At 69.8% G+C, this 12,412-nt stretch carries 11 protein-coding genes; 7 read left to right on the top strand and 4 right to left on the bottom strand.

All coding sequences use genetic code 11. The features are described from left to right. Position 1 precedes the first annotated feature (1 nt). Positions 2-739, bottom strand: a complete 738-nt coding sequence (locus tag ACLQ28_RS19205) for a class I SAM-dependent methyltransferase (protein WP_425687655.1) — start codon at positions 737-739, stop codon at positions 2-4. Positions 740-828: 89 nt separating this feature from the next. On the opposite strand from ACLQ28_RS19205, the gene lysS reads away from it, so the two are divergent. The 4 genes from lysS to ACLQ28_RS19185 all read left to right on the top strand — a co-directional run bounded on the left by lysS (position 829) and on the right by ACLQ28_RS19185 (position 6,417). Then, positions 829-2,337 carry a lysine--tRNA ligase gene (gene lysS / locus ACLQ28_RS19200; protein ID WP_425687654.1) on the top strand — a complete coding sequence of 503 codons (1,509 nt, stop codon included), beginning with the start codon at positions 829-831 and terminating at the stop codon, positions 2,335-2,337. 111 nt (positions 2,338-2,448) lie between these two features. Further along, a complete protein-coding gene (locus ACLQ28_RS19195; protein WP_425687779.1) occupies positions 2,449-2,793 on the top strand; it encodes a histone-like nucleoid-structuring protein Lsr2 in 345 nt (114 codons plus the stop codon). A 517-nt stretch (positions 2,794-3,310) separates the two neighbouring features. Then, positions 3,311-5,854 (top strand): ATP-dependent Clp protease ATP-binding subunit, encoded by a 2,544-nt coding sequence (locus ACLQ28_RS19190; protein WP_425687653.1) that lies wholly within the window; start codon positions 3,311-3,313, stop codon positions 5,852-5,854. 194 nt (positions 5,855-6,048) lie between these two features. Beyond that, on the top strand, positions 6,049-6,417 hold the full coding sequence (locus ACLQ28_RS19185) for a hypothetical protein (RefSeq protein WP_425687652.1): 369 nt from the start codon (positions 6,049-6,051) through the stop codon (positions 6,415-6,417). A 227-nt stretch (positions 6,418-6,644) separates the two neighbouring features. Here ACLQ28_RS19185 and ACLQ28_RS19180 read toward each other — a convergent pair whose 3' ends face one another. After that, complete coding sequence (locus tag ACLQ28_RS19180; protein ID WP_425687651.1) at positions 6,645-7,556, bottom strand: A/G-specific adenine glycosylase; 912 nt, start codon at positions 7,554-7,556, stop codon at positions 6,645-6,647. A gap of 96 nt (positions 7,557-7,652) precedes the next feature. Here ACLQ28_RS19180 and ACLQ28_RS19175 point away from each other — a divergent pair, with 96 nt between their 5' ends. From ACLQ28_RS19175 to ACLQ28_RS19165, 3 genes are all read left to right on the top strand, one after another. Continuing rightward, complete coding sequence (locus tag ACLQ28_RS19175; protein ID WP_425687650.1) at positions 7,653-8,165, top strand: glycine cleavage system protein R; 513 nt, start codon at positions 7,653-7,655, stop codon at positions 8,163-8,165. Continuing rightward, positions 8,162-8,746, top strand: a complete 585-nt coding sequence (locus ACLQ28_RS19170) for a peptide deformylase (protein ID WP_425687649.1) — start codon at positions 8,162-8,164, stop codon at positions 8,744-8,746. Before ACLQ28_RS19175 ends, ACLQ28_RS19170 begins: the two co-directional genes overlap by 4 nt. 106 nt (positions 8,747-8,852) lie before the next feature. Continuing rightward, positions 8,853-9,575, top strand: coding sequence for a hypothetical protein (locus tag ACLQ28_RS19165; protein WP_425687648.1), 723 nt, complete (start codon positions 8,853-8,855; stop codon positions 9,573-9,575). A 6-nt stretch (positions 9,576-9,581) separates the two neighbouring features. Here ACLQ28_RS19165 and disA read toward each other — a convergent pair whose 3' ends face one another. Then, positions 9,582-10,766 (bottom strand): DNA integrity scanning diadenylate cyclase DisA, encoded by a 1,185-nt coding sequence (disA, locus tag ACLQ28_RS19160; protein WP_425687647.1) that lies wholly within the window; start codon positions 10,764-10,766, stop codon positions 9,582-9,584. A gap of 132 nt (positions 10,767-10,898) precedes the next feature. After that, positions 10,899-12,356, bottom strand: coding sequence for a DNA repair protein RadA (gene radA, locus ACLQ28_RS19155; protein ID WP_425687646.1), 1,458 nt, complete (start codon positions 12,354-12,356; stop codon positions 10,899-10,901). Positions 12,357-12,412: the final 56 nt, after the last annotated feature.

Raw genomic sequence — 12,412 nt, 5'->3', positions numbered from 1 at the left:
TTCAGCGCCGCCGGGCGCGCAGGACCATCGTCCGGTACGGCAAGTCGACGGTTCCTCGGCCGGCCAGGGCGGGGTGGGTGTCCAGGAGTTCGGCCAACTCCCGCTCGACCCGCTGCTGATCCTCGGCGGAGGCGGTGAGCCAGTACGAGCGAGTACGGATCATGCCGAGCACCTCGTCCGGGGTGAGCGTGGTGCGGTGGGTGAATTCGCGCAGCTCGACCGGGCCGAACGCGGGGCCGAAGTCCGCGTACTTCTCGGCGATGTCACCGGCTTTGTCGCGTATGTCGGCGATCCGGCTCAGCTCCGCGACCCAGTCGACCCGGTCGTCCCGAACGTTCCAGATCGGGGCGAAGGTGCCGCCGGGTCGGAGCACCCGGGCGATCTCGGCATGCGCGGGCTCCCGGTCGAACCAGTGGTAGGCCGTGCCGGCCAGCACCGCGTCCGCCGCACCGTCGGTCAGCGGCACGGCCTCGGCGCTGCCCGCGAGCGCCCTCGTGCCCGGCGTTGCGTCCGCGAGTTGCGTCCGCATCCCCGGATCGGGCTCGACGGGTACGACCTGGTGGCCCAGGGCCAGCAGCGCGCGGGTCAGGATGCCGGTGCCCGCGCCGAGGTCGACGACCTCGGCCTTGCTCAGCCCATCGAGAGCCCAGCGGAGGGCGGCTTCCGGATAACGGGGACGAAACCGGTCATAATCGCTCGCTGCGGCGCCGAAGGAGAGGGCATGAGTGTGATCGACCATGACGGGCAGGTTATCCGCTAACAGCCCCCGGGACGCTTGAGTACGCTCGGGCCTGACCCCCTGTATCTCCCTTGACGAGGAAGCGTGCCGTGAGCGAGCAGAACGCCGTGCCAGTGGACCCCGCCGACGACCTTCCCGAGCAGATGAAGGTCCGCCGGGAGAAGCGGGACCGGATGCTTGCCGAGGGCGTCGAGCCCTACCCGGTCGGCTTCGCCCGTACGGCCACCCTGGCGCAGGTCCGGGCGGGCTACGCCGACCTGCCGACCGACACCGCGACCGGCGACCAGGTCGCCGTCACCGGCCGAGTGATCTTCGTACGCAACACGGGCAAGCTCTGCTTCGCGACTCTACGCGACGGTGACGGCACCGAGTTGCAGGCGATGCTCTCCCTGGACCGGGTCGGTCCGGAGCGGTTGGAGGCATGGAAGCGCCTGGTCGACCTCGGTGACCATGTCGGCGTCACTGGTGAGGTCATCACCAGCCGCCGGGGTGAGCTGTCGGTGTTGGCGCAGCAGTGGGAGATGACCGCCAAGGCGCTGCGACCGCTGCCGGTGGCGCACAAGCCGCTCTCCGAGGAGGCCCGCGTCCGGCAGCGTTACGTCGACCTGATCGTCCGGCCACAGGCACGGGAGATGGTCCGTACTCGCGCCGCCGCGGTCCGCAGTCTGCGTGATTCATTGCACGGGCAGGGCTTCATCGAGGTGGAAACGCCGATGTTGCAACTGCTGCATGGTGGTGCGGCGGCCCGACCGTTCGTGACCCACAGCAATGCGTTGAACACTGATCTGTATCTGCGAATCGCTCCGGAACTGTTTCTCAAGCGCGCCGTCGTCGGTGGCGTCGACCGCGTCTTCGAGATCAACCGCAACTTCCGTAATGAGGGTATCGACTCTTCGCACTCGCCGGAGTTCGCGATGCTGGAGACGTACCAGGCGTACGGCGACTACGACACGATGGCCGAGTTGACCCGCAATCTCGTGCAACAGGCGGCGATCGCCGTCAGCGGCTCGATGGTGGTGACCCACGCCGACGGGCGGGAGTTCGACCTGGGCGGCGAGTGGCGGTCCGTGACGCTGTTCGGCGTGCTTTCCGAGGCACTCGGCGAGGAGGTCACGGTCCGCACCGAACGATCCCGCCTGGTGGAGTACGCGGACAAGGTGGGATTGGCCGTGGACCCGAAGTGGGGCCCGGGCAAGCTGGCCGAGGAACTGTTCGAGGAACTGGTCGTCCCCGGCCTGGAAGCACCCACCTTCGTGCGGGACTACCCGGAGGAGACCAGCCCGCTCACCCGGGCCCACCGCAGCGAGCCGGGGCTGGCCGAAAAGTGGGACCTCTACGTGCTCGGCTTCGAGCTGGGCACCGCGTACTCCGAGCTGGTCGACCCGGTCGTGCAGCGTGAGCGGCTGGTGGCCCAGGCGCAGCTGGCGGCCCGCGGCGACGTCGAGGCGATGCGTCTCGACGAGGACTTTCTCCGGGCGATGGAGTATGGAATGCCGCCGGCCGGCGGTATGGGAATGGGAATCGATCGGCTGTTGATGGCCCTGACCGGGCTCGGAATTCGGGAAACGATCCTCTTCCCGCTGGTCCGCCCGGAGTAGTCTCGCCCGGCTCGCGCCGAGCCGTAACGGCATCCTATTGACGTGGTGAGCGGCACGCGGGTTATTGTGCTCTCATTAGCAGGAGCGCCCTGCTCGAAAGGAATGTGGGACGTGGCCAAGCAGATCATTCACAAGCTGGTCGATGACCTGGACGGCGGGGACGCTGACGAGACCGTCAAGTTCGCCCTCGACGGCGTTCAGTATGAGATCGACCTGTCGAGTGCCAACGCCTCGAAATTGCGCGACGCTTTCGCCTCGTACGTGGGCGCCGGCACGAAGGTTGGCCGGGGCGGCGTGGTGATCGGTGGGCGGGCTGCCCGCGGTCGGGGCGGCGCGACCGCCGATCGGGAACAGAACAAGGCGATCCGGGAGTGGGCCAAGAAGGCCGGCAAGGACATCTCGGACCGGGGTCGTATCCCGCAGGAGATCGTCGACGAGTACCACGCAAAGCGCTGATTCGTCAGCAGCTGGGTGGCTGACGCCACCGCAGGCGACACCGACGCCGGGCCGGAGTAGTTCTCCGGGCCGGCGTCGCCGTGTCCGCGACCGGCCCCGATCGGACGCGTCCGGGGGCCGGGAAGCATTCCGTGCCGACCGGCGTTGTCCACAACCAGTGGAACAGCTATCCACAGCCTGTGGATAACCTCCCGCAGGGTGGGGTGCGGCGGTCGTCGAGACCGCTGGTCCGCCCTCCCCGAGCCCTCCGGAACGCTTCCGGAGGCGGGATTTGGCTTTCGTCGCGCCAGTCGGATTTCGCTCTGCGCGTAGCGACAGGACTACCGGAACACCTCCTGAGCGCGGACGGTTGTCCAAAACAACGTGGAACCGACCCCGAGCAGAGACACACGACCTCAGCTGAGTCGGTCAGCGACGATAGAGTAAGGAGGCACGGACGCCCGTCCCGGACGTTCGTGCACCGGCCCCGCCAAGATCTTGACCATCAAGGCGCACGGCACGTGAGGAGCACGAGGGCATGTTCGAGCGGTTCACCGACCGAGCGCGACGGGTTGTCGTCCTGGCCCAAGAAGAGGCCCGGATGCTCAACCACAACTACATCGGTACGGAACACATCCTGCTGGGCCTGATCCACGAAGGTGAAGGCGTCGCGGCGAAGGCCCTGGAGAGCCTCGGCATCTCCCTGGAGGGCGTCCGCCAGCAGGTCGAGGAGATCATCGGCCAGGGTCAGCAGGCGCCGAGCGGGCACATTCCGTTCACGCCGCGGGCCAAGAAGGTGCTGGAGCTGTCGCTGCGCGAGGCGCTGCAGCTCGGCCACAACTACATCGGCACCGAGCACATCCTGCTCGGGCTGATCCGTGAGGGCGAGGGCGTTGCCGCCCAGGTGCTGGTCAAGCTCGGCGCCGACCTCAACCGGGTCCGCCAGCAGGTGATCCAGCTGCTCTCCGGCTACCAGGGCAAGGAGCCCGCTGCGGCGGGTGCCGCGCCGGGTGAGGCCGCGCCGTCGACCAGCCTGGTGCTGGACCAGTTCGGCCGCAACCTGACTCAGGCCGCCCGCGAGGGCAAGCTCGACCCGGTCATCGGGCGCGAGAAGGAAATCGAGCGGGTCATGCAGGTGCTCTCCCGCCGTACCAAGAACAACCCGGTCCTGATCGGTGAGCCCGGCGTCGGTAAGACCGCCGTGGTGGAGGGGCTTTCCCAGAAGATCATCAAGGGCGAGGTGCCCGAGACTCTCAAGGACAAGCAGCTCTACACGCTCGACCTCGGTGCACTCGTCGCTGGTTCCCGTTACCGCGGTGACTTCGAGGAGCGCCTCAAGAAGGTGCTCAAGGAGATCCGCACTCGGGGCGACATCATCCTGTTCATCGACGAGATCCACACCCTGGTGGGTGCGGGTGCCGCCGAGGGCGCGATCGACGCAGCGAGCATCCTCAAGCCGATGCTGGCCCGTGGTGAGCTGCAGACCATCGGTGCCACCACCCTTGACGAATACCGCAAGCACCTCGAGAAGGACGCCGCTCTCGAGCGCCGGTTCCAGCCGATCCAGGTGGGTGAGCCGTCGCTGGCGCACACCATCGAGATCCTCAAGGGCCTGCGTGACCGCTACGAGGCGCACCACCGGGTGAGCATCACCGACGCAGCCCTCGTGGCAGCCGCGACTCTGGCCGATCGCTACATCTCCGACCGCTTCCTGCCGGACAAGGCGATCGACCTGATCGACGAGGCTGGCGCCCGGATGCGGATCCGTCGGATGACCGCGCCGCCAGACCTGCGTGACTTCGACGAGCGCATCGCCCAGGTGCGTCGCGACAAGGAGTCCGCGATCGACGCTCAGGACTTCGAGCGTGCCGCCCAGCTGCGCGACAAGGAGAAGCAGCTCCTTGGCCAGAAGGCTCAGCGGGAGAAGGAGTGGAAGGCCGGTGACCTGGACGTCGTCAGCGAGGTCGACGACGAGCAGATCGCCGAGGTGCTCGGCAACTGGACCGGCATCCCGGTCTACAAGCTGACCGAGGAGGAGACCTCGCGCCTGCTGCGCATGGAGGACGAGCTGCACAAGCGCGTCATCGGCCAGGAGGACGCGGTCAAGGCGGTCTCGAAGGCGATCCGGCGTACCCGGGCCGGCCTGAAGGACCCGAAGCGCCCGTCGGGCTCGTTCATCTTCGCCGGCCCGTCCGGTGTCGGTAAGACCGAGCTGTCCAAGGCGCTCGCCGAGTTCCTCTTCGGCAGCGAGGATGCCCTCATCCAGCTGGACATGTCCGAGTTCCACGACCGCTACACGGTCTCCCGGCTCGTGGGTGCCCCTCCCGGCTACGTCGGTTACGACGAGGGCGGGCAGCTGACCGAGAAGGTGCGGCGTCGGCCGTTCTCGGTGGTCCTCTTCGACGAGATCGAGAAGGCCCACCCGGACGTGTTCAACACGCTCCTGCAGATCCTCGAGGACGGTCGGCTCACCGACGGTCAGGGCCGGATCGTGGACTTCAAGAACACGGTCATCATCCTGACCACCAACCTGGGCACCCGTGACGTCGCCAAGGCGGTGTCGCTGGGCTTCCAGCAGTCGGAGGACTCCGAGTCCAACTACGACCGGATGAAGCAGAAGGTCAACGACGAGCTCAAGCAGCACTTCCGGCCTGAGTTCCTCAACCGGATCGACGACACCATCGTCTTCCACCAGCTGCGTCAGACCGAGATCCTCTCGATCGTGGACATCATGATCCAGCGGATCGAGGGCCAGCTGCGCAACAAGGACATGGGCTTGGAGCTGACCGACAACGCCAAGAAGTACTTGGCCGCGAAGGGCTTCGACCCGGTGCTCGGTGCCCGTCCGCTTCGTCGCACGATCCAGCGCGACATCGAGGACAACCTCTCCGAGCGGATCCTGTTCAACGAGCTGACCCCGGGTCAGATCGTCGTGGTGGACTGCGAGGGCGACCCGAACGACATCGACAAGTCCAAGCTCGTCTTCCGGGGCGCGGAAAAGCCTGTCGAAGTTCCGGACGCCGTGCCGGCCGACCTCGGTGGCACTGCCGCTGGCACCGCCGTCGCGGGCGCGGACGAGTAGCACGACCAGTCAAAGGGCGGGTCCGGTGGCGCGAGCGCCATCGGACCCGCCCTTTTTTGGCACCTACTGCCAGACCAGCTGGCGCAGCCGCCAAGGCGAGCGTGATCAGCTGGTTCGTCGGTCGAGGCGGGCGTGGTGAGCTGGTTCGTCGGTCGAGGCGGGCGTGGTGAGCTGGTTCGTCGGTCGAGGCGGGCGTGTTCAGCTGGCCCGTTGACCAAGGCGAGCGTGATCGACACCAGGTCGGCGATGTGGTGGTGTTCCGCTGTCGGGATGCCCCCATGTCGCCGACCTGGTGTCGATCTCGGCGGCTGGTGGTGGGTGTGGGTGATGTGTCGGTCGGGGTGGTTGGGGTGATCGACACGAGGTCGGCGATGTGGTGGTTTCTCGCCCTCTGGGGATGCCCCCATGTCGCCGATCTGGTGTCGATCTTGTGGGTGGTGGGTGCGCGTGGGTGGTTCGCGGCGGTCGAGGTGGGCGTGATCGACACCAGGTCGGCGATGTGGTGGTTTCTCGCTGCCGGGATGCCCCAATGTCGCCGACCTGGAGTCGATCATCGCGAGTGACAGCCGGGTCCCCGCGGGCAGCCGAGCGCGGCGCGCCGGGGCCATGGCGGCGTGGCGGGGGCCAGGGCGCGGCGTGGCGGGGCCAGGGCGCGGCGTGGCGGGGGCCAGGGCGGCGTGGCGGGGGCCAGGGCGGCGGGGCCAGGGCGGCGTGGCGGGGCCATGACGGCGCGGCGAGGCCCGAGCGGCGCGGCTCTAGTGGCGCGGCGGGCGCGTCTGGCGGGTGTGGGTCAGGTGGTGAGGTCCGCGGTGGGTTGGGACGGGCCGTCACCGACGAGGCGGAAGGAATCGGTGCCGGCCGGTTCGACCAGCCCGTCCTGCACCAGGCCGGCCAGTGCGCGGGCACGCTGCACGTCATCGGTCCAGACCTGGTCCAGCCGTTGGTGGGGGACCGGGCCGGTGGTTTCGCGGAGCACCCCGAGCAGGAGGCCGCGTACCTGTCGGTCGGTGCCTGCGTACCGCTGGGGTCGGCGGGTTGGCCCCATTGGGGCCTCCTGGCCGGAGGCACGCCACGCGCAGACCGACTCGACCGGGCAGGCCGTACAGCGTGGTGACCGGGCTGTGCAGATCACCGCGCCCAGTTCCATGAACGCGGCGCTGGCCAACGCCGCCGCGGCGGGTTCCGCCGGGAGCAGCTCTTCGGTGGCGACCAGGTCGGCTGGCCGGGTGACCGGCCCGGCGTCGGGCTCGCCGGCCACGGCCCGGCAGACCACTCGGCGTACGTTGGTGTCGACCACTGGGTGCCGCTGCCCGTACGCGAAGGCCGCTACGGCCCGCGCCGTGTAGGTGCCGACCCCCGGCAGTGCCAGTAGTTGCTCCAGCCGGTCGGGCACCTGGCCGCCGTGTCGGTCCACGATCGCGAGCGCGCATTCCCGCAGCCGGACTGCACGACGGGGATAGCCGAGGCGTCCCCACATCCGGATCGCCTCGGCTGGGGTGTCCGCCGCCAATGCTGCCGGCTCCGGCCAGCGGGCCAGCCATGCCTGCCAGGCTGGCACCACGCGCACCACGGGCGTCTGCTGGAGCATGACTTCGCTGACCAGGATGGCCCACGGGGTGGTTCCGGGCGCACGCCACGGGAGGTCACGGGCGTGCTGCTGGAACCATCGGCTGACCAGGGTGGCGAAATCGGGTTGAGTCATGGCGCCGTCGATGATGTCACGCGGTGTGGTCCCGCTGGGTGGGCGGCTCGGGCGGGGTGTCACGGCGGCGGCCGACGGATCGGAGAGAATGCGCGGATGAACGAGCTCGCGATCACCGTCATCGGTCGGGACCGGCCGGGCATCGTGGCCGATGTTGCCGAGGTGCTGGCCCGACTGGGCGCGAACCTCACCGACAGCACGATGACGCGGCTGCGGGGGCATTTCGCGATGACCCTCATCTGCACCGGGCCGGCCGCCGCCGAGGTTGAGGCCGCCCTGGAGCCGCTGGCCGCCGAGGGTCAGCTGCTGGCGACGGTACGCGCGGTCACCCCCGACGGCGAGGTGCCTCCGGCGGGTGAGCCGTACGTGATGGCGGTGCACGGTTCGGACCGAATGGGCATTGTCGCTGCGATGACCCGGGTGCTGGTGGACGCGGGCGGGAATGTCACCGACCTGAGCACCCGGTTGTCTGGTTCGCTCTATGTGGTGCTGGCTGAGGTGGAGTTGCCGGCGGCTGTGGCTGACACATTGGTCGGCCGGCTGCACCGGACGGCTGCCGAGCTGGGCGTGGAGGTCACGCTCCGGCCGGCGGACCCGGATCTGTTGTGACGGGGGCGGAGAGCGGGCCGGACGCCGAGGCGTACGCCGGTCTGGGCGATTGGGCACCGGAGTCGCTGGTGGTGCCGGGTGTGGTGCGGGCGGTGGTGTCGGCCCCACATCCGGTTTTGAGCCGGGCGGCCGTCGAGGTCGATCCGACGGCCGTGGAGACGGTCCAGCTCGCGGCTGACCTGGTGGCGACGATGCGGGTCTCGCCGGGCTGCGTGGGGCTGGCCGCGCCGCAGGTCGGGGTGGGCGTTCGGGTCTTCGCCGTCGATGTGAGCGGGCATCCGAAGGCGGTCACGGTGCATGGCACCTTCGTGCTGTGTAATGCCCGGGTGGTCGAGGCGACCCGGTGGAAACCGGGCCGCGAGGGGTGCATGTCGGTGCCGGACCTGACTGGGGACGTGAAGCGGGCCAGCCGGCTTGTGGTGGAGGGCGACCTGCCGGGCACCGGCGAGGCGGTTCGGTTGGTGACCGACGGCTTCGAGGCGCGGGCGTTGCAGCACGAGATCGACCACTGTGCGGGGCTGCTCTTTTTGGATCGGGTGGCCGGTGCGCATGCCGTCTATCAGCGCAAGGTCTATCTCTGAGCGGTCACGCGTCCGTCCTGTGTGGAGTGTGGAGCAAGCGGCCCGGAGTGGCTCCGGCGCGTCGCGCCGCACTGGCGGGTAGAGCGCGGCTACGGTGGAGGGCATCATGCGTCTGACGGTCGGCCCCCTGCCACCCGCCGTGTACTGGCGGCGTCGCGTCGTCGTACTTGGAGCGGGGCTTCTTTTCCTGATTGTCCTGCTCTACTCCTGCACCGGCTCGGGTCGTTCCGACGGGGGCCCGAAGGCGGGGGCGACGCCGACCTCGACGTCGACGTCCGCCGAGCCCTCTGGGTCCGGTCCGGGCGGCCCGGTGCTGACACCGCAGACCGGTGCTCCGCCGACGTCCGCTGGTCCTGGTGCGTCGACCCCGAGCCCCGCGATGACCAGCAACGACCCCCCACTGGGTGCGGCGGCCGGTTCGGAGGACGACGGCACCTGCACCGACGCGGAGATCCGTGTGGTCTCGGTGGTGACTCCAACCTCGGTGCAGCGTGGGGCGATGGTCGACCTGCAACTCAAGATCAAGAACACGTCTGAACGGACGTGCAGCCGGAACGTCGGTGCCGATCTGCAGGAGATCTTCATCAAGTCCGGTGCCGAGAAGATCTGGTCATCAGACACCTGCGGCAAGGCCCAGGGCTCAGACCCGCAGTCCTTCACGCCGACCTTGGAGCGTTTCTACGAGGTGACCTGGAACGGGCGGGACACCAGCCGGTGCGACGGCAGCGGGCTGGCCGCGGGGCCGCTCGCACCGCTTGGGACGTACGAGGTGTTTGCCCGGGTTGGCACGAAGCTCAGCGCGCCGGTGAAGCTCACCGTCACCGGCTGAGCCGGGTCAGACGTACCGCTCCAGGATTGATGCCTCGGCGAGCCGGGACAGCCCTTCACGGACGCCGCGGGCCCGCGCGTCACCGACCCCTTCGACGGCCTGTAGATCCTCCACGGTCGCGCCGAGCAGCCGCTGGAGGCTGCCGAAGTGCACCACCAGGCGGTCGACAACCGCCACCGGCAACCGGGGCACCTTTGCCAGCAGCCGGAAGCCGCGAGGGCTGACTGCGGCGTCCAGCGCGTCGGATGCGGCCGGGTAGCCGATCGCCTTCGCCACCGACACCAGGTCGATCAGCTCGGTGGCGCCGAGCAGGTCCAGCTCGACCAGTGCCTCGTCCAGGGTGCGCGACTTGCGGCCGACCGGGAGGTAGTCCCGGATGACCAGCGTCCGGTCGGCGTCCACGCCGGCCATCAGCTCGTCGAGTTGCAGGGCCAGCAGACGGCCGTCGGTGCCCAGCTCCACCACGTACCCGGCGATCTCGTCGGCGATCCGGCGAACCATCTCCAGTCGCTGCACCACGGCCACCGCGTCCCGCACGGTGACGAGATCCTCGATCTCGAGTGCGGAGAGCGTGCCGGAGACCTCGTCCAGCCGGAGCTTGTAGCGCTCGAGGGTGGCGAGCGCCTGGTTGGCTCGGGAGAGGATCGCCGCCGAGTCGTCGAGCACGTGCCGCTGGCCGTTGACGTAGAGGCTGATGATTCGCATGGACTGGCTGACCGAGATGACCGGGTAGCCGGTCTGTCGGGCCACCCGCTCGGCGGTGCGGTGCCGGGTGCCGGACTCTTCCGTCGGGATGGACGGGTCGGGCATCAGGTGCACGGCCGCCCGGACGATCCTGGTGCCGTCGCTGGAGAGCACGACGGCGCCGTCCATCTTGCACAGCTCCCGTACGCGGGTCGCGGAGAACTCCACATCCAGCGGGAAGCCGCCGGTGCACAGGCCCTCGACGACCTTGTCGTAGCCCAGCACGATGAGCGCGCCGGTGCGGCCCCGCAGGATGCGCTCCAGACCGTCGCGCAGGGCGGTGCCGGGGGCCATCAGGGCGAGGTTGGCCCGCAGCGGGTCTCCGGCGCTCCCGGCGGCTCCCGCGGCCACGCTCACGCTGATCGGGCGGGCGGGCGAGCCCACGGCGCCGGTGCGGGCCTGGGGCGGCGCGCCGGCTGGCTTGGTGGTATCGCGGTCGGTCGGCACGGGCACAGTCTACGGACTGTCGTGCGTTGGGTGCTGTCGTGGTTACTGTGATGTGTCACGATGCGGCCCTTCCAACCCGTTTCCTGCTTGCGACGTGCTGTCCGGTTTCGCCATCCCCGTCGGCACAGTGGGTCACTCGGCGGACGCGCGGGCCGCATGGTGCAGCGCCGAACGGACGTCCGTGACCTCGGTCACGCGCATCTGCTCGGGGCCGGCGCCGGTGCTGGCCGGGCCACATCCGGGCGGCACGAGGGCCACCTTGAAGCCCAGCCGGGCCGCCTCGGCCAGCCGGCGCGGCACCGCCCCGACCCGGCGCACCTCGCCGGTCAGCCCCACCTCGCCGATCGCCACCAGGTGTGGCGCGATGGCCAGGTTGAGCCCGCCGGAGGCGACCGCCAACGCGACCGCCAGGTCTGCGGCCGGCTCCACCACCCGGATGCCGCCCACCGTGGCGGCGAAGACCTCCCGGTCGTGCAGGGTCAGCCGCTCGGTGCGCCGTTGCAGCACCGCGAGCACCATCGCCAGTCGCGCCGAGTCGAGGCCGGAGACGGTGCGTCGGGGAGAACCAGCCACCGTCGCGCCGATCAGGGCCTGCACCTCGGTGACCAGGGCCCGCCGCCCCTCCATGGCCACGGTCACGCAGGTGCCCGGGACCGGCTCCGCGTAGCGGGTCAGGAACAGCCCGGACGGGTCGGCCAGGCTGCTGATGCCGCCCTCGTGCATCTCGAAACAGCCGACCTCGTCGGCCGCGCCGAACCGGTTCTTGATGCCGCGCACCAGGCGCAGCGAGGAGTGCTTGTCACCCTCGAAGTGCAGCACCACATCGACCAGGTGCTCCAGCACCCGAGGCCCGGCGACCTGGCCGTCCTTGGTGACGTGCCCGACCAGCACGGTGGCGATGCCCCGCTCCTTGGCGACCGAGACCAGCGCGGCGGTGACCGCGCGCACCTGGGTCACCCCGCCGGGCACACCCTCGGTGCCGGTGGTCGAGATGGTCTGCACGGAGTCGAGGACCAGCAGGCCCGGCTTGACCGCGTCGAGGTGCCCGAGCACCGAGGCCAGGTCGCTCTCCGCCGCGAGGTAGAGCTGGTCGTGCAGGGTGCCCATCCGCTCGGCGCGCAAGCGCACCTGACTGACCGACTCTTCCCCACTGACCACCAACGAGGGGCTGCCGGCGCCGACCGCCCACTGCTGAGCCACATCCAGCAGCAGGGTCGACTTGCCCACGCCCGGCTCGCCGGCGAGCAGCACCACGGCACCGGGGACCAGGCCGCCGCCGAGCACCCGGTCGAGCTCGCTCACGCCGGTGGGGCGCGCGCGAGCCGGTGCGGCGCTGATGGTGGCGATCGGGCGGGCCGGCTCGGCCGGCATCCGGGAACTGACCACCCGACCGGAGACCGTCGGGCCGGTCACCGTGCTCTCGACCACCGAGCCCCACTCGCCGCACTCTGGGCAGCGCCCCACCCACTTGGGCGGCTGGTGCCCGCAGGCGTCGCACTCGTAGGCCGGACGCGGCTCGCGGGTGGTGGACCGACCACGGGAGGCACCGGCCGTGCCGCCACGCGGAGGGGTCGATCGGGAGGTGGTCACATCAGGACGCTAGCCCTCGCGTACGACGAAAACACCCCGGCGTGGTGGTCACCACG

This window comes from Micromonospora sp. DT201 (assembly GCF_049841575.1).
Classification (GTDB): Bacteria; Actinomycetota; Actinomycetes; order Mycobacteriales; family Micromonosporaceae; genus Micromonospora.
This window is presented reverse-complemented; position numbering and strand designations above follow the sequence as displayed.

What these genes read in the sequence shown, in the direction of transcription:
- ACLQ28_RS19180 (WP_425687651.1), bottom strand. Translation starts at nt 7,556, where the DNA reads ATGACTCAACCCGATTTCGCCACCCTGGTCAGCCGATGGTTCCAGCAG.
- ACLQ28_RS19190 (WP_425687653.1), top strand. Translation starts at nt 3,311, where the DNA reads ATGTTCGAGCGGTTCACCGACCGAGCGCGACGGGTTGTCGTCCTGGCC.
- ACLQ28_RS19205 (WP_425687655.1), bottom strand. Translation starts at nt 739, where the DNA reads ATGGTCGATCACACTCATGCCCTCTCCTTCGGCGCCGCAGCGAGCGAT.
- ACLQ28_RS19165 (WP_425687648.1), top strand. Translation starts at nt 8,853, where the DNA reads ATGCGTCTGACGGTCGGCCCCCTGCCACCCGCCGTGTACTGGCGGCGT.
- ACLQ28_RS19175 (WP_425687650.1), top strand. Translation starts at nt 7,653, where the DNA reads ATGAACGAGCTCGCGATCACCGTCATCGGTCGGGACCGGCCGGGCATC.